This is a genomic window from Paenibacillus sp. OAS669 (genome assembly GCF_014873645.1).
GTDB lineage: Bacteria > Bacillota > Bacilli > Paenibacillales > NBRC-103111 > Paenibacillus_S > Paenibacillus_S vulneris.
Genome location: NZ_JADBDR010000008.1, coordinates 90,702 through 106,554 on the forward strand (window position 1 = coordinate 90,702; position 15,853 = coordinate 106,554).

Below are 15,853 nucleotides of genomic sequence, written 5' to 3' on the forward strand. Positions count from 1 at the left end.
ACGTTCGTACGTCTTTAGACGGTCTTATTATCTTGTTATATCAATCTCTTCATACATTGCTTAACCACATAGTACAGGCACAATAACACGGCAAGCGCAAGCATGACGCTGACAAAAGTCAAGAGTCCCCACGGCAGCGTAAACTGCCATAAAGTAGTCAAAGGGGAAGTGACGTCCATGTCGGGAACCATAGCGGCCAAGGTGCTGCGGGTCGATTGCATCGGCTCCCATAGCAGGAATACGGCGGTGAAAGCCATAAGGCCATGAGCCAGTCGGGACAAGCAAAAGGGAAGATATCTTAAATCTGTCCGCTGAAGCAGACTGACCACTTGGGCATGCACGGACAAACCGGCCCAGGATAGAACGAAGGCTGCGATCGCGACCTTATATACGAGCGGAATTTGCGCACCGGCTCCTCCGGCCGCTTTGGCGCCCAGCGTAACCTCGAAAAATCCGTTTGCAACCGCCTGGGAGAGCGCAAGCGGAACGTCAAACTGTTGAAGCACCGCATTAATCCCTATGTAGAAAATGTTCATGATATGCGCGGAAGCCAGCACTTCCATCACCGCGGAGAAGAAGACAACCAGCCCGCCGACGACGAAAATAAGCGAGAGGGAAGAGGTGACAGCCTGCTTCAGCATCTCTCCTAACGGCCGGCCATCCTTCATCCTGGCGGTGTGCATCGCATTGAAGGCGCGGAGCCATATAGGCTGTGACGAGGTACTGTCCGTTTGAGGGCCAGGCTGTAAGGCGGGAATAGGCGACTTCCTGCCGTGATAACGCATCATAATACCAAGCAGCATCGCTGTTCCATAGTGTGCCGTGGCGAGAATGCCGGCTAGTCCCGCATCGTGAAAGAAGCCGATGGATACGGCTCCGATCAAGAAGATAGGGTCCGAGGAGGTGGTGAAGGAAACCAGCCTCTCGCCTTCCTCGCGGTTGACCAGCTTCTGGTCCCACAGCTGCGCGGTAAGCCTTGCGCCTATCGGGTAGCCTGCCGCAAACCCCATTGCCACGACAAAGCCCCCGATGCCAGGAATTCTAAAAACAGGCCGCATTAGCGGGTCCAGCAGCGTGCCAAAGAAATGAACGATGCCTACCCCGAGCATCATTTCGGCTATGACAAAAAAGGGAAATAAGGCCGGGAACAGAACGTCCCACCAGATGGCTACCCCTTTGATAGACGCTCGAAACACCTCGGACGGGAACAGGAGCATCAGGCACATCAGAGACAGCATCATCAGCGAAATGAGCGTTATCGAGCCATATTTTTTCATGGGTAGATCCTCCTAAGAGTTTTTGCGCCAGCAAAAACTGGCAACGGAAGCATAGGCTAAGAGTTTTTGCGCCAGCAAATCGACTCCGAAATTGTACAACCATCATTTACTTATATGAATGATCTTGGGGAGACATGCCTCATGGAAGCGGGGACAAACTGTCAGAAAAATATGATATTTTACTGTAGAATGACTGGATTTAACGATGATTTATGGTACAATAGTACCAATATGAGAATGAGGAGTTGGTCAAATGACAGGTGTGATTGCTGGAATTCTCGTATGTGCGTTCGTATATGTCATTAGGGAAACCTTAATGACCTCCGGTGAAGAGGATTTGGAAAGCTGATGCCCTTCGGATATTGCGGTTTCTTCTAAGGTCTGGATGCTAATCGCGTGTTGCATTAGCATCTTTTTTTGTTATATAGAAGGAACAAGGGATAGATCCATTTTATAAAAAAGAGCAGGTGAGAAGACGAGATGTCCGGTCAGCAGGATTCGCAGAACATCACGCCTTATGAGGCATTGGGAGGGGCAGAGACGTTTCGCCGTATCGTAGAGGAATTTTATCCTCTGGTACAGGCTCATCCGTTAATCGGTCCCTTATTTCCGGAAAATATAGATCCGGTAATGGAAAAGCAATATATGTTTTTGACGCAGTTTTTTGGAGGTCCATCCCTCTATTCAGATGTACACGGACACCCGATGATGCGTGCGCGTCATATGCCGTTCGAAATTACAACCCGGCATGCGGATGCATGGCTTGGCTGCATGAAGCAGGCGCTCACCAAAGTAGGGCTTGCTCCTGAGCTTCAGGAGTTTGTGCTCGAAAGGCTGAAGGGGCCTGCTTATCATTTCGTGAACAGCTGATCGGGTTGTTTTGTCTCAGGTTCGATTAAAGTCATGACTTGCGGATGGTTTGGCAGCCATCCGTTTATTGCGCCAATGGATAAACTACATGACAAAGGAAGTGGACTTGTGGTCGAGCCATTATTTCAGGTGAAGGTCGAATGCGCGTACTGCGAAGCAACCTTCGAGACGTCAAGAGTAAGGCCGAGCTTCAAGAAAGCGAAGCAGACGGATACGGATTTTTGCATTCATTATAAAGACATCAACCCCGACTATTATGTCGTCAGGGTATGTCCATCCTGCGGCTACGCCAGCACGGAGAATACATCCCCGCACTTTTTGCCGGCTCAGAGAGATCTGTTCAAGACCAAGGTGGCGGAGCAGTGGTCAATGAAGGATTACGGGCAGGAGCGAAGCTGGGAAGACGCGCTGTATACTTATAAGCTGGCCCTGCTTTGCGCCCAGATCAAGAACGAAAAGGGGCGCGTCATCGCGGGCCTGCTGCACCATATCGCCTGGCTGTACCGTTACAAGCAGGATACGGAGCAGGAGCAGCGGTTCCTTCAGTTCGCGCTGGACGCGTACACAAGCGTGTATGAAACAGAAGGTGCGGAGCTGAATAACGCCCGTCTCATGTATTTGCTGGGGGATTTGAACCGCAGGCTCAAAAATTATAATGAAGCGGTCAAATGGTTCGGACGGGTCATCAACGATAAACGCATCATGGATGCCGCTATGATCAGAGCCTCCCGCGAACAGTGGGCGGCTACCCGTGAGGAGATGCTGGCGGAGAGGCTGGAGCTGCCTCAGGAAATGATGGAGTAGAAGCTAAGCAGCTTACATACGGAAAATAAATAACGCATAGTGCTCATTCAGGGATCGAATGAAGCATTATGCGTTATTTGTTGCCAGGGAAGGTTCGGGTGCATAGAACGTATAGCGGTTTTTTCCTCTATTCTTGGATTGGTAGAGAGCTTCATCCGCTTCGGATATGATGCGCAGCAGATCCTTGTTAGCACTGTCGGAAACGGAAATGCCAATGGAGATGGTGACCGGAAGGGCGCTCTTGGCTTGGTAGGAATGCTCTGCAACCGCTTTACACAGCCTGTGCGCATAGTGCTCCAACCGCGAAATATCTACGGAGTGGCTCATGATAATGAATTCTTCCCCGCCGTACCGTGCTACGTAATCGCGTTCATCGATCAGGGAGCTGAGGAGCAGCCCGACTTCGCGCAGCAGCTGGTCTCCTTGCAAATGACCGAACGTATCGTTGTAGCGCTTGAAATTATCAATGTCGACCATCATGATGGAAAGCGGTCTCTGCTCGAAGGTATTCCGGGCAATGCTCATGAAGCTCCGTAAATTAGGCAGTCCGGTCAGGCCGTCCTGATTGGCTAGAAGCTCGAAGCGGCGCTGCAAGATCTGGGACCGGTTGTCATCGTTGTACATCACGATCAGAACTTGAATCGCCAGAATGGACAGCACCAGCATAATCGCATGCGATAGCATAAGGCCGGCGCTCAGCTCGTGCCGTAAATAATATTCGAGACCCAGCCGGATTGCAGCGAGCAGGAAGCAGATCTTCAGGCCGTCTTGAAATGAAATCATGGCGTAGCCGCTATCTTGATCCTTCTTATAGAACAGCGAGCTGATGACGGCGGGCAGAATTAAATCCTGCATGGTTCTGACCACAGCGAGCGGTTCATCCATATGAAAGATGTATAACGAAGGCAGGATGGCGGACAGCAGCGATACCACCGGTCCGAACCGCAAGCCGGCCATAACGATAGGAGCAAACCGTAAATCGGTTAACAGGCTGTCATTAGGCAGCGGCTGCAGCATTGTAATAATCGAGGCTATCCCCGTCAATAGAGAGGCGCTGAACGTTGTATAGCGTTCGATAAGGATCCGGTTCTTCAATTTTAAAGCCACATAGTTGAGAGCAATCAAGGTGCAGGCGTGCGTAAAGGAAATGTAGTACATGCTTCTTATTCCACTCCTGATCAGAGTCAGCATACGCTGCACGAACCTTCCGTCAGCGCAAGTTTCGTAAAGGCTGATTGGCTAGCAAATAATCTTGATCGGCACCTATAATCATGATCTTATTATGACAGCATCGGAATACCAGGAGCTTCTTGGCTCCATCCATAATCTCCTGTAAATCTTTTTTCTTGAAGGGAAGTAGTACGTTAGACTCATTGCAAAAAGGGCACTCATGGACGTAAATATCCTGCCGGATCTGCTCGTAGGGCCATGTGTTATGAAATGGAATCATTGCTTAAGGCTCCTGTTTCGTGCTGCCGCCATCGGTCTCTTCCTTGCTGGAAGCGCTTTTAGCAAGCTCTGCAAGCTTTTGCATTAAAATATGCTGGGGCATATGCATAAGATGCTCCAAGGGAACGTTAAGCTGTTTTGCCAGTTTTTGCGCTGTTTCGGGCGAGATCTGTAATGGTTTCATGTTGCCGTTCACTCCTGTCAATAGATCTATAGTCACCATTTAAACACACCCGCGATAACAATTCAACCAAAATATGGTGGATTTGCTATTTTGGGTTCGGCATTTTTTATGGTTTAATATGTATTGTATCTAATTTTTAGGAAAGGTGCGATGTTTGCATGAAAACACCATTGCAGCAGACATGGAATTTGGAGCGTTTTTTCCCGGGCGGAAGCGGCTCCTCGGCGTTTCATGCTTTTTTGGAAGCACTTGAGAAGGATTTGAAGTCATTATCGGTTATCCTCGATGGGTTCAAGGCACCGCAAACCGCCGATGCCGCCGTGTTCATACCGGTTATCGATTTACTGCAATCCATATTAAAAAAAATCAGGGAAGCGGATTCCTTCGTCGGCTGCTTGGCCGCTGAGAATCAAGCGGATAAAAAGGCTATCATACTGGCCGGCAAGATCAAGACGTTATCGGCATCCTATGCAACGGAGCTGACCCGATTTGATCAATTATTGACGGAGATCAACGACGATGTCTGGGCGAAGCTGGTGGCAGCTCCAGAGCTTCAGAGCATCGCTTTTCCTTTGACTGAGCGCCGCTCGCAAGCGGCTGACAAGCTGCCTCCCGAGCAGGAAGCACTGGTGAACGATCTGGCGATTGACGGCTACCACGGATGGGGTGAAGCCTATAATACGACTGTAAGCAAATTCCGAATCCCTTGGGAGGAGGACGGTGAGACGATCGAGCTGTCGGCAGGGCAAGCGGCTAACCGTATGCACAGTGCGGACCGGTCCGTTCGGAAGCGTTTGTTCCAGCTGTGGGAACAGCAATGGGGGGAGCATGCCGATTACTGTGCAGATGCTCTGAATCATCTGGCCGGATTCCGGTTAAAGCTTTACGAGCGCCGCGGCTGGGATACGATACATAAGGAGCCTTTATCGATCAACCGGATGTCGAAGGAAACTCTTGATGCAATGTGGGGAGTCATTGAACGGAGCAAAGGCATCTTCGTTCAATACTTGGAACGCAAGGCGAAGCTGCTCGGAGTCGAGAAGCTGAGCTGGTATGATGTAGAGGCTCCTGTCGGCGAAGGAAGCAAGCATTTCAGCTATGATGAAGGAGCCCAATTGATTGTCGATCAGTTCCGCCGCTTCAGTCCCAGGATGGCCGATTTTTCCGTTATGGCCTTTGAGAAGGGCTGGATTGAAGCAGAGGACCGTCCCGGCAAAAGACCCGGCGGGTTCTGCACTTCGTTCCCGATAGCGGAGGAAACGCGAATTTTTATGACCTATTCAGGAACAGCGTCCAATGTAGCCACTCTTGCCCACGAGCTGGGTCATGGCTATCATCAGCATGTAATGAATGACCTTCCGGCATTGGCGCAGGAATATGCCATGAACGTGGCGGAAACCGCATCGACCTTCGCTGAAATTGTTGTAGCCGATGCAGCTGTCAAAGGTGCTGCGACGGAGGAAGAACGTCTTACGCTGCTCGAAGACAAGATTCAGCGCTCGGTAGCGTTCTATATGAATATTCATGCGCGCTTTCTGTTTGAAACCCGGTTCTATGAAGAACGGGCCAAGGGCATTGTCAGCGTAGAGCGCCTTAATGAGCTTATGATCGAAGCTCAGAAGGAAGGGTACAGCCATGCTCTGGAGGAATATCATCCGCATTTCTGGGCTTCCAAGCTTCATTTCTATATTACGGAGGTACCGTTCTATAACTTCCCGTACACGTTCGGCTACATGTTCAGCTCCGGGATTTACGCCGAAGCGCAGCGCCAAGGTGAGTCCTTCGAGGATAAATATATTGCGATGCTGCGCGACACCGGCAGTATGACGGTGGAGGAGCTGGCGCAGAAGCATCTGGGCGTCGACCTCCGTCAGCCGGATTTCTGGCAGCGGGCGATGGATTTATCGGTTGAGGATGTCAAAGCGTTCATGAGCCTGACGGAGTAAGCGGGCAGTGGTTCAAGCTACATAGGCTTCTCAACACCAATACCGGGGTGCTGCGCACCCCGGCTTTCTGTTACCGCCGTAAGTCAGTAAACGTATGCGGCGGCCTATAGCTTAAAGATTTGCATCGTTTGCTGCAATTGGGTTGCCAGCTTCGTCATTTGCTCGGATTGGGCAACCATAACCTGCACTTCGTTGATTTGCTCGTTCATCGAGGCGGATACCTGCTCGGTGCCTGCGGCGGATTGCTGGGTGATAGCCGAAATGCTCTCCATCGTGGCGGAGATGCGTTGTGCGCTGCCGAGCATCTGATCGCTTTCTCGGGCGAAGGAGGCGATTTGCTCCGAGATGAATTTGACACTGTGTACAATGTCCGCGAAAACGGTTTCAGTTTCAGTGATCAATTGAGTCTGCTGATGGACGATTTGTTCGTTTTCCGCCATATGGACCAGCGCTTGTCGGATGCCTTCCTCAATGCCCTTAACCAGCTGGAATACTTCCTTGGTAGAGACGGTTGATTCCTCTGCAAGCTTGCGGACCTCCTGGGCCACAACGGCAAAGCCCTTTCCATGCTCGCCGGCACGCGCCGCTTCAATCGAGGCGTTTAACGAGAGCAGATTCGTCTGCTCGGCGATATCGGAGATCGTCCGGGTCATTTGTGAAATCCCGTTGGCCAATTGCGCCAGCTGATCGATGGTTTGCGATACGTTGGATGTAGCGGTTACGTTGCGTTTCATGCCCTCGCTCTGTGTTTCGACGGCCTTCATACCTTTTTCGACGAGGGATAGCATCTGTCCGGAGCGGGAATCCATCTCTTTGGTGGATGCGGTATAGGTGGTCACCTTTTGCTCAATATCCTTGGTCGCTACAGAGATATCCGATATTTCTTCCGAGATTTGATTGGCTCCGGACGCAAGCTCGTTGGAAGAAAGAGCGACTTGCTCAAGAACAGAGCGTAAATTTTCGTTCTTAAGGAAAATGTCGCGGCTCGAATCGAAGACATGCTTCGACATATCGCCTGTATTCTGCAGAATTTCGCGGAGTTTGTCCATCATCTTGTTGAAGGCAGTGCCGAGCTCGCCCAAAGCGTCATTGCTTTGAATCTGGATTTTTTGGGAGAAGTCCCCTTTGGAGACGTTGATAGCAACACGTGAAATCGTAGTTATTGGCTCTGTAAGCGTTCTCTCAAACCAGCTAATAAAAGGAAAGGTTAACGCAATCATAAGAACGAGAAATGAAATGCCCGCGATCAGATGCTCCGAGTTTTGAATAATGACGATCAGCAAGGCGATGGAGTAGATGGCGACTAACGTGTAGCAGCCGAACTGCAGTTTCTTTTTAAATGATAGGCCTTGAATCCAGTTCATCAGCATGTCCCCTTCAGGAATGAAATGTTAAAATCTTACTATGAAGAATTATATCACCCAATAGTACCATGGTCTATACCCTTTGTCCTAGCAATAACGGAGAATGTAGGACGAATGGAGCGCATAGGAACAGGCTGCATTTGATAATTTCGGGAATATGCCAAAAGTCATAAAAGTACTACAATAGAGGAAGCCCTATACAGTTACAGGTTGGAGGAATGAAACATGATGACTATTGAAGGAATACACCACGTCAGCGTATGCGTACGGGATTTGGAGAGGTCAAAGGCTTTCTATAAGAACATTATCGGGCTTCAGGAGATCGAGCGCCCTCCGTTTGATTTTCCCGGTGCATGGTACTCACTTGGGTCCGGCGGGCAGCAGCTGCATCTTATTGTTCATAACGGCGAAACCTTAAGAGAAGGGGAAATTCATACGCGGGACGGTCATTTTGCTATTCGAGTGCGCAGCTATAAAGAGGCCATCCAATGGCTGAATCAGAATGGCATACCGCATGAAGCGAGGCCTTATCCCAAAGCGGGCTTCCCTCAGATTTATGTGCTCGATCCCGATAGAAATATCATTGAAATCAATGCAGAAATTTGCGATGAGACTTAACCAAACGAACCAAAAATTCAACGCCAAGAGGGATAGAATAGACGAAATGGACAGACAATCGCAGACTGGCGGTTGTCTGTTTTTGTAGGATTTTGTTGAACGATGGGAAGTTTTCTGAAAATTGTTATTTATTGTTGATAAACGTATAATTTTTACATATAATAGGGCTACAGCCCTAGAAAAACATGAAGATTTTGTAAGTGTACTACAAACGAACTAGATAGGAGGATGTTGATGATTTTAGAAAATGTGCCTTTAGCCAGACAGCTGGACTTTGTATTCCGCGAGATTAGGGATGAACTGGCACATCTGACTTCGGGGACGGTATTCGTACAAATCCGTAACAATGTTATTGGCAAATTTGGAGTAAGGGCTTTCCCTGCAGAGAGCAGAGGGAACCAGCTGGAAGTCATGGACTCAGGCTTATCGGAGGTTCATGTGCAATCGTTTCGCCAAACGGCGCTGGAATCATTGAAGTTGAAACGATGGACCCACGGGGAGATTTTATTCGAATTTGCCATGAAGAAGAACACGCTGTGCACGAGCATTGCCTTTGAATCGAATTACAATATGGCAAGCATTTTTGCCGATGCGGAGAAAAAACGGAAGCTGCAATACCAGAATGTATGATCTATATTACAAAAAACCGTTGATGGCTTGAATCAGCACTTATTTCTTTTTCATTCTTATTATTTTCTTAATTATTTATCACAGGATTGAGCTTTGCTTAAAATGGTTTCCCTGCCGACAGGTCGGCGGGGTTTTTCATTTGGTACAAGAAAAGGGGCAGCTCGTAGGAGTCGCCCCTGGCGTAAGTATGGAAGTGAATCATTATCTTGTAAACTTGCCTGCCAATTGCTGCTCAGCGATTTGAACAAGACGACGGGTGATGTGGCCCCCGATTGCACCCGTATCACGGGTTGCCATGAAACCAAAATAACCGTCTTGAGGAATTTGAATTCCCAATTCTTGTGCCACTTCGTACTTCAATTGGTCTAAAGCTTGGTTCGCTTGAGGTACAACTAGTTGGTTACTGCTGCGGGATTGTCCTTGTGCCATTGTAATCACCTCCGTTCACTAGGTAGTATGTACCAAAAGTGAAATTATACGCATGAAATAAATGGAAATTATTAACACGGCTTCAACAAGCTTTGCCGGCTTCTATACAAGCTTGCTGTGTTTTTTTATAATGAAGAGAATAAGCAAGGGCATTATGGATTGGCAGCGAGAGGAGAGAAGCTTATGTTTCAATTGCGTTATTCGGGATGGTCATGGGACTCCGAGCTACAAATCATCCAAGCGGACGTCAAGCTGGAAATCGACGGGGAGCTGCTTATTGACGAGCCTTTGTGCGTGGATGTCGGACTACCCGCCATGCTGCTGAGCACACGGTCTGATGTGGAGCCTTATCGTTGGTCGGCGCCCGACCTTTGGCAGCGGATTCCATTCTTTTGCTGCGGATGCGGCGATCCGGAATGCAGGGCGTATACTTACAGGGTGAGACATCTGGACGGAGGCTTGCTGGAATTGACAGAGCTGGAGGAGAAAGAACAGGGGCCGTCCAGGGAGCTTGGAACATACACCGTGCAAGCGTCTCAGTACGAAGAGCAGGTTGTGTCTATAGCGAAGGCTTATTTGACCTTCATAGAAGGCTTGGACTATCGTCCATTGTTTGCCGATACGGTCGAGGTAGTGAAGCGGCTGTTGGCGGAGCTTGAACAAAAGCAGTAAAAAGGCGGCATTCGTCTTGTCGAGAGCTGGCCCAGCGAGATGAATGCGGTCACCCTGAGACTCCTCATCGTGGCGGAAGGAGTTAAAGCGATTTTACTTTCTTCCTGAAGGCAGCCGGCGGACAGCCGTAAAATGAAGTGAATTGGCGTGTAAAATAAAACGGGTTGTTGAATCCTACCTCTGCGGCGATTTCCGCTATAGATAGAGGAGTATGCTCCAGCCTTTTTTTGGCATGCTGCAAACGGATTTTAATGAGCATTTCCATGACGGACTCGCCGGTCTGATTCTTGAACAAATGGGCAAAACGGGATGGGGATAAATTTACGTGAGAGGCTAATGAAGCAACGGTATAAGGCTTGTAATAATGATTGGACAGCAGGTCGAGAGCTTCCTGAATGCGGGGGTCGATATGCTGTAGCTTGTCGGCGCGGCTGCTTGCAATGAGCAGGAGCACTTGCTCCAACGCGTTGATGGCAAGGCGTTCAGACAACGGTCCGGTTTCCAGCGTGTATTGAACCAGGTTGGAGAAGGCTGAAGAAAGGCGCACGTTCATGAGTTCAGAGTCAATTCGGATGCGTTTGATCCCTTTGATGGGTTCGGGCAGCTGCAATAGAGGCATCCACGGTTCGCGGGGAATAAAGTGGCACCAGAAGAACTGCCAAATCTCATTTTCCGCGGTTGCATAGTAATGGGGCGTTCCCGGTATGATGATGCTGACTTCCCCTTCCGCACACTCGCATGACTCTTTTCCATTATAAAAGATTCCTTTCCCCGAGCACGTATACGTTAAGTAAAAATCATTCGTCCCTTTGGAACGTTTTACTTTGTAGCCATAAGAGCGCTCATAGCGGTCCGCAATCAAGATACCGGGAATGGTCGTTAAATTCTCATTAGCAGTATCGTGCAAAAAACTAGCCAAATCCATCATGTTCCCCCCTTTTACGTGTATATTATAATGAACACAAAGGCGAATCAATAGATTCAAAAAAAATCGGATCAAAAAAATGAATCCGTTTACAAGGAAGACGTTAGACAGTAAATTGAGTGAGCGGACTGCCTGCTGCAGCTGCTTCGCCGCTTCTCATTAAGCTTGCACTGTAGGGAAAAAGGGAGAACAAACCGTGGTCCGGGTGGCGTGAAGCCCATAATTGGATGAGCCTGTAGAGCTTGTTGTAGTAATAACCGGCAACGATTTGGCGAATATCGCTAGTGAACATTTTGGAAACGCTATCATTTCTGGGATGAGCGAGTATCACGAAAAAAGGTGGAAGAGGGGGCCGATAAACGAACTGAAAATGGGGAGGCGAAGACCCAAATTTGCGGGCGGCCCTGCCGCACTATTTCACTGGGGGGTGAGATGATGAGCCCGATCAAAGATACGTCCTGAAAGCTTGCGAAGTCAGTTTTTCCTTCAGAAAAACTTTAAGCGAATGCTTACGAAGCAAGTTTTCCTTCAGAAAACTTTTAGGAGGGTATACAATGCTAAAAACAGTAAAACGCAGGCTCAAAAAATCCGGCATGATGCTGCTGAGCTGCATGCTGGCAAGCTCTTTCCTGCTCCCTCTGCAATCCTTCGTCAGTCCCGGGCAAGCTTCAGCCGCGGGAGTTGCCAGACAAATGGAGAAGCTGGATAGAGGGCTGGTCGCCGTCAAGACGGGCACGGGGGTGTTCGTAAGCTGGCGGCTGCTCGGTACGGAAGCAAGCAGTACTTCCTTCAACTTATACCGCAACGGAACGAAGCTCAACAGCTCTCCCATCACATCCAGTACGAATTACCAGGACACTGGAGGAACGGCAAGCTCCACTTACTATGTCCGGGCTGTGGTGGGAGGAGTAGAACAGACGGCATCGCCAACCATCAGCGTGTGGGGGACTAATTACTTAACTGTGCCTCTGCAGAAGCCTGCCGGAGGAACAACCCCTGACGGTGTAGCGTACACATACAGCGCCAACGATGCTACGGCGGCCGACCTGGATGGGGACGGGCAGTATGAAATCATCTTGAAGTGGGACCCCTCCAATTCCAAGGATAACTCACAGGACGGGTATACCGGCGAAGTGTTCGTCGATGCATACAAATTGAACGGAACCCGTCTCTGGAGAATCGGCATGGGCAAAAATATTCGTGCCGGAGCCCATTATACGCAGATCATGGCTTATGATCTGGATGGTGACGGCAAGGCCGAGGTGGCCATGAAAACGGCGGATGGCACGACGGATGGAACCGGGGTAGTCATTGGCAGCGCCACTGCGGATTACCGCAATTCGGCGGGACGGGTCTTGTCTGGCCCCGAGTATTTAACCATTTTCCAGGGCACGAACGGCAAGGCGCTCGTCACAACCAATTATGATTCTCCACGCGGTACAGTAAGCGATTGGGGTGACAACTACGGTAACCGTGTCGACCGTTTCCTCGCCTGCATCGCTTATTTGGACGGGCAAAAGCCCAGCCTGGTCATGGCACGGGGCTACTACACACGCTCGGTACTGGTAGCCTATAACTGGAGGGGCGGTCAGCTTACCAAGCTGTGGACCTTCGATTCGAACGCGTCAGGCAATTCCGCTTATGCCGGTCAAGGCAATCATAACCTGAGCGTCGCTGATGTGGATGGGGACGGCAAGGATGAGATCATCTACGGCGCCATGGCTGTGGACGACAATGGAGGCAGGCTGTACTCGACTGGATTAGGCCATGGCGACGCCATGCATCTGGGCGATCTGGACCCCAACCGTCCGGGCCTGGAGGTGTTCCAGGTTCATGAGAGTACCTCCGCCGCATACGGATTGGAATACCGCGATGCCAAAACAGGGCAGACCATCTGGGGCGTCTATGCGGGCAAAGACGTAGGCCGAGGCATGTCTGCCGACATTGATCCACGCTACCCCGGTGAAGAAGTGTGGGCTAACGGCGGTCTGTATACCAGCACGGGGACCAAAATCGGCACGACGCTGCCTTCCTCCACAAACTTCGGTATATGGTGGGATGGAGATTTACAGCGGGAGCTGCTGGATGATATCCGGATTGACAAGTGGAACTACAGCAGTTCTACGACGACGAATTTATTGACTGCAACGGGAACGGCCTCCAACAACAGCACCAAAGCGACACCGACTCTGCAGGCGGATCTGCTGGGCGATTGGCGCGAGGAAGTCGTGTGGAGAACGACGGACAGCACGGCGCTGAGAATTTATACGACAACGGATGTGACCAGCACCCGGTTGTATACGTTGATGCATGATCCGGTATACCGGCTCGGCATTGCATGGCAAAACGTAGGCTACAATCAGCCTCCCCATACCAGCTACTTCCTTGGCAACGGGATGAGTTCCCCGGCACAGCCGAATATGTACACACCATAACATTCTGTAAAAAGTGCGAATTTGGCGTTTCTGCCGAGTTTGCGCTTTTTTTAGTGTAAAAAGAATATAAACCATTAGACTAGGAACGTCATTAAGCTACCGGGAGAATAGCTGGTTCCGTATTTTTACATTCGTTCAACTTCACGACTCCTTTATTTCTAGAGCGCTAGAGCGGCAGCAGGATCTCCACCACACGTCTCAAGCTCGTCGATTACGATTTAACATTAGGCGGCATCTGACGATGCTGCCTTTTTGCCTTTAAAATCATGGAATTTTTATAAAAATAAAAGTATTTTCCTTTTCATTCGCTTCATGCTCCTTTAATCATCCATGTAAAAAAATGTTTTATTTATATATGCTTATACGAAAGCCAACGCTTTTTTAAGCGGCAAAAAATAAATAAAGGAGATTTTTTCGTGAACTCAAACACTGCTCTTATAAGAAAAGGCGGAGCAAATGTGTCGTCTTCCAAACGTCTTCAGTGGGTCGGGCTGCTGGCCTTAGCCATGGCGGGATTCATCTGCATTCTTACGGAAGGCCTGCCTGCTGGATTACTGCCGCAAATTGCACTGGATCTTGGGGTCACAGAAGCTCTTGCCGGACAATTGGTCACTCTCTATGCGGTTGGATCTCTTCTGGCCGCCATTCCTTTAACAACAGCTACCCGCGAGTGGAGACGCCGGCCGCTTCTGCTGCTGTGCATCATCGGCTTTCTTATTTTTAACACCATCACCGCGTTATCTTCCGTTTATGTACTGACGCTTGTCGCACGTTTCTTCGCAGGTGTCTCGGCGGGTGTACTGTGGGGGATGACGGCCGGTTATGCGCGGCGCATGGTGCCTGATTCGTTGAAAGGAAGAGCGATGGCCGTAGCCATGGTTGGCACCCCGCTGGCATTGGCGCTGGGCGTTCCGCTTGGTACATTTTTCGGTACATATACAGGGTGGCGTTTCATTTTCGGAGCTGTATCATTACTGACTGCAGCCCTTATTGGCTGGGTGCTCTGGAAGGTGCCGGATTATGCCGGAGAGCCTGCCGGTGATCAGCTCCCTTTGCACAAGGTTTTCTTGATTCCCGGTGTACGGCCGATTCTGTTCGTCGTTTTGGCATGGGTACTAGCTCATAATATTTTGTACACTTATATTGCACCGTATCTTGCGGAAACCGCGTTTGCTCAGCGAGTGGATTTGGTTCTTCTTATTTTCGGAATTACCTCGGTTGTCGGCATTTGGGTGATAGGCATGCTGATTGACCGTTATCTAAGAATACTGGTTTTAATCAGTATCACGGGATTTGCTTTGGCCTCTGCAGCTTTGGGAATCGGAATGCATCAGCCTGCCATCATCATTGTTGGCGTTACGGCGTGGGGGCTTACGTTTGGCGGGGCAGCCACTTTACTGCAAACAGCAATAGCACAAGCTGGGGGAAATAGCGCAGATATAGCCCAATCGATGCTGGTCACCGCGTGGAATGTGGCAATCGGCGGAGGAGGGATTATCGGTGGGTTTCTTCTCGAACTGCTTGGAGCCGGATTCCTCCCGGGCTCATTAATCATCCTGCTGCTTCCCTCCTTGCTTGCAGCTTGGCTAGCTAAAAAGAATGGCTTTCCTTCCTAAAGGAGTCACGAGTATGTATAACATAAGCAGAATCCGCTGCAAGGCGGATTCTTTTTTTGAGATTATAGAATTACATCTTATGCGAGCAAATTCGTTTCTCCAATGAGATTTTTATAAGCGATCGGTGAAGACATTACGATCAGAGTCGTGTAGGTTCCGTATTGGTCGCACCGGTTTTCAAACTCCTCTAGCTCCTGGGTTGTTTCCGTGAGGACCTTCAATAAATAATTATGCTCTCCGCTTATCCGATAACATTCCGTGACCTCCGGTGATGAACGACAAAAATCAAGGAAAGGATAGCAATTCCGGGTCCGAACAAGCATATAGGCTGTGCATTGCTTACCCACTTTTTGTGAAGAAATGATGGTTCGGTATTCCTCGATAACCCCCTTTTCTTCCATGCGTTTCACACGTTCAGTTACAGCTGGCTGAGACAGTCCCACCAGCTTTCCTAGATCTGTCATGGATAATCTCGCCTGGTTCTGCAATTGGAGCAGGATGTTTTTATCGATTTCGTCCAAGAAAATCGTCCCCTTTAATTTAAAAGTTATTTCTTTTAAATACCTTTATAATCATCGAAAACTTCTTTATTTAACTTGTTTGTTTTATGTAAGGCGGCGGAAATTATTTATAT

General features: G+C 49.4%; 17 protein-coding genes. 8 read left to right on the top strand and 9 right to left on the bottom strand.

Going from position 1 to position 15,853, the window contains the following annotated elements; genetic code table 11:
- Positions 1-35 precede the first annotated feature (35 nt).
- Positions 36-1,277 (bottom strand): sporulation integral membrane protein YlbJ, encoded by a 1,242-nt coding sequence (ylbJ, locus tag GGC63_RS18615; protein WP_192703574.1) that lies wholly within the window; start codon positions 1,275-1,277, stop codon positions 36-38.
- Between the two features lie 480 nt (positions 1,278-1,757).
- Here ylbJ and GGC63_RS18620 point away from each other — a divergent pair, with 480 nt between their 5' ends.
- A complete protein-coding gene (locus GGC63_RS18620; RefSeq protein WP_192703575.1) occupies positions 1,758-2,147 on the top strand; it encodes a globin in 390 nt (129 codons plus the stop codon).
- A gap of 108 nt (positions 2,148-2,255) precedes the next feature.
- Positions 2,256-2,951, top strand: coding sequence for a DUF2225 domain-containing protein (locus GGC63_RS18625; protein WP_318781082.1), 696 nt, complete (start codon positions 2,256-2,258; stop codon positions 2,949-2,951).
- Between the two features lie 66 nt (positions 2,952-3,017).
- On the opposite strand, the gene GGC63_RS18630 is transcribed toward GGC63_RS18625, so the two are convergent.
- The 3 genes from GGC63_RS18630 to GGC63_RS18640 are packed head-to-tail and all read right to left on the bottom strand — an operon-like array spanning position 3,018 to position 4,584.
- A complete protein-coding gene (locus tag GGC63_RS18630) occupies positions 3,018-4,109 on the bottom strand; it encodes a diguanylate cyclase (RefSeq protein WP_192703576.1) in 1,092 nt (363 codons plus the stop codon).
- Positions 4,110-4,161: 52 nt separating this feature from the next.
- Complete coding sequence (locus GGC63_RS18635) at positions 4,162-4,401, bottom strand: hypothetical protein (RefSeq protein WP_192703577.1); 240 nt, start codon at positions 4,399-4,401, stop codon at positions 4,162-4,164.
- A gap of 3 nt (positions 4,402-4,404) precedes the next feature.
- A complete protein-coding gene (locus GGC63_RS18640) occupies positions 4,405-4,584 on the bottom strand; it encodes a YycC family protein (protein ID WP_192703578.1) in 180 nt (59 codons plus the stop codon).
- A 158-nt stretch (positions 4,585-4,742) separates the two neighbouring features.
- On the opposite strand from GGC63_RS18640, the gene GGC63_RS18645 reads away from it, so the two are divergent.
- Entirely contained in the window at positions 4,743-6,530 is a 1,788-nt protein-coding gene (locus GGC63_RS18645) for a M3 family oligoendopeptidase (protein WP_192703579.1), read from the top strand.
- A 104-nt stretch (positions 6,531-6,634) separates the two neighbouring features.
- Here GGC63_RS18645 and GGC63_RS18650 read toward each other — a convergent pair whose 3' ends face one another.
- Positions 6,635-7,894, bottom strand: coding sequence for a methyl-accepting chemotaxis protein (locus GGC63_RS18650; RefSeq protein WP_144027965.1), 1,260 nt, complete (start codon positions 7,892-7,894; stop codon positions 6,635-6,637).
- 225 nt (positions 7,895-8,119) lie between these two features.
- Between GGC63_RS18650 and GGC63_RS18655 the strand changes: the two genes are divergently transcribed.
- Positions 8,120-8,512: a VOC family protein gene (locus GGC63_RS18655; RefSeq protein WP_192703580.1), complete on the top strand. Its 393-nt coding sequence runs from the start codon at positions 8,120-8,122 to the stop codon at positions 8,510-8,512.
- A 234-nt stretch (positions 8,513-8,746) separates the two neighbouring features.
- Positions 8,747-9,142 carry an O-methyltransferase gene (locus GGC63_RS18660; RefSeq protein WP_079912680.1) on the top strand — a complete coding sequence of 132 codons (396 nt, stop codon included), beginning with the start codon at positions 8,747-8,749 and terminating at the stop codon, positions 9,140-9,142.
- Positions 9,143-9,343: 201 nt separating this feature from the next.
- On the opposite strand, the gene GGC63_RS18665 is transcribed toward GGC63_RS18660, so the two are convergent.
- Positions 9,344-9,571 (bottom strand): alpha/beta-type small acid-soluble spore protein, encoded by a 228-nt coding sequence (locus GGC63_RS18665; protein WP_079912679.1) that lies wholly within the window; start codon positions 9,569-9,571, stop codon positions 9,344-9,346.
- Between the two features lie 183 nt (positions 9,572-9,754).
- On the opposite strand from GGC63_RS18665, the gene GGC63_RS18670 reads away from it, so the two are divergent.
- Entirely contained in the window at positions 9,755-10,243 is a 489-nt protein-coding gene (locus GGC63_RS18670; RefSeq protein WP_192703581.1) for a hypothetical protein, read from the top strand.
- 82 nt (positions 10,244-10,325) lie between these two features.
- Here the strand turns inward: GGC63_RS18670 and GGC63_RS18675 are convergent, their stop codons facing one another.
- Entirely contained in the window at positions 10,326-11,171 is an 846-nt protein-coding gene (locus GGC63_RS18675; RefSeq protein WP_192703582.1) for a helix-turn-helix domain-containing protein, read from the bottom strand.
- A 100-nt stretch (positions 11,172-11,271) separates the two neighbouring features.
- On the bottom strand, positions 11,272-11,460 hold the full coding sequence (locus GGC63_RS18680; RefSeq protein WP_192703583.1) for a hypothetical protein: 189 nt from the start codon (positions 11,458-11,460) through the stop codon (positions 11,272-11,274).
- A 319-nt stretch (positions 11,461-11,779) separates the two neighbouring features.
- On the opposite strand from GGC63_RS18680, the gene GGC63_RS18685 reads away from it, so the two are divergent.
- Together GGC63_RS18685 and GGC63_RS18690 are read left to right on the top strand one after the other, a co-directional pair.
- Positions 11,780-13,603 carry a rhamnogalacturonan lyase gene (locus tag GGC63_RS18685; protein ID WP_318781089.1) on the top strand — a complete coding sequence of 608 codons (1,824 nt, stop codon included), beginning with the start codon at positions 11,780-11,782 and terminating at the stop codon, positions 13,601-13,603.
- A gap of 416 nt (positions 13,604-14,019) precedes the next feature.
- The gene (locus tag GGC63_RS18690) at positions 14,020-15,219 is read left to right on the top strand and encodes an MFS transporter (protein ID WP_192703585.1); all 1,200 of its coding nucleotides are present in this window, start codon (positions 14,020-14,022) and stop codon (positions 15,217-15,219) included.
- Between the two features lie 77 nt (positions 15,220-15,296).
- Here GGC63_RS18690 and GGC63_RS18695 read toward each other — a convergent pair whose 3' ends face one another.
- Positions 15,297-15,740: an Lrp/AsnC family transcriptional regulator gene (locus GGC63_RS18695; protein WP_079912674.1), complete on the bottom strand. Its 444-nt coding sequence runs from the start codon at positions 15,738-15,740 to the stop codon at positions 15,297-15,299.
- Between the last annotated feature and the right edge of the window lie 113 nt (positions 15,741-15,853).

What these genes read in the sequence shown, in the direction of transcription:
- ylbJ (WP_192703574.1), bottom strand. Translation starts at nt 1,277, where the DNA reads ATGAAAAAATATGGCTCGATAACGCTCATTTCGCTGATGATGCTGTCT.
- GGC63_RS18620 (WP_192703575.1), top strand. Translation starts at nt 1,758, where the DNA reads ATGTCCGGTCAGCAGGATTCGCAGAACATCACGCCTTATGAGGCATTG.
- GGC63_RS18630 (WP_192703576.1), bottom strand. Translation starts at nt 4,109, where the DNA reads ATGTACTACATTTCCTTTACGCACGCCTGCACCTTGATTGCTCTCAAC.
- GGC63_RS18635 (WP_192703577.1), bottom strand. Translation starts at nt 4,401, where the DNA reads ATGATTCCATTTCATAACACATGGCCCTACGAGCAGATCCGGCAGGAT.
- GGC63_RS18640 (WP_192703578.1), bottom strand. Translation starts at nt 4,584, where the DNA reads ATGAAACCATTACAGATCTCGCCCGAAACAGCGCAAAAACTGGCAAAA.
- GGC63_RS18645 (WP_192703579.1), top strand. Translation starts at nt 4,743, where the DNA reads ATGAAAACACCATTGCAGCAGACATGGAATTTGGAGCGTTTTTTCCCG.
- GGC63_RS18650 (WP_144027965.1), bottom strand. Translation starts at nt 7,894, where the DNA reads ATGAACTGGATTCAAGGCCTATCATTTAAAAAGAAACTGCAGTTCGGC.
- GGC63_RS18655 (WP_192703580.1), top strand. Translation starts at nt 8,120, where the DNA reads ATGATGACTATTGAAGGAATACACCACGTCAGCGTATGCGTACGGGAT.
- GGC63_RS18660 (WP_079912680.1), top strand. Translation starts at nt 8,747, where the DNA reads ATGATTTTAGAAAATGTGCCTTTAGCCAGACAGCTGGACTTTGTATTC.
- GGC63_RS18665 (WP_079912679.1), bottom strand. Translation starts at nt 9,571, where the DNA reads ATGGCACAAGGACAATCCCGCAGCAGTAACCAACTAGTTGTACCTCAA.
- GGC63_RS18670 (WP_192703581.1), top strand. Translation starts at nt 9,755, where the DNA reads ATGTTTCAATTGCGTTATTCGGGATGGTCATGGGACTCCGAGCTACAA.
- GGC63_RS18675 (WP_192703582.1), bottom strand. Translation starts at nt 11,171, where the DNA reads ATGATGGATTTGGCTAGTTTTTTGCACGATACTGCTAATGAGAATTTA.
- GGC63_RS18680 (WP_192703583.1), bottom strand. Translation starts at nt 11,460, where the DNA reads ATGTTCACTAGCGATATTCGCCAAATCGTTGCCGGTTATTACTACAAC.
- GGC63_RS18685 (WP_318781089.1), top strand. Translation starts at nt 11,780, where the DNA reads ATGCTGGCAAGCTCTTTCCTGCTCCCTCTGCAATCCTTCGTCAGTCCC.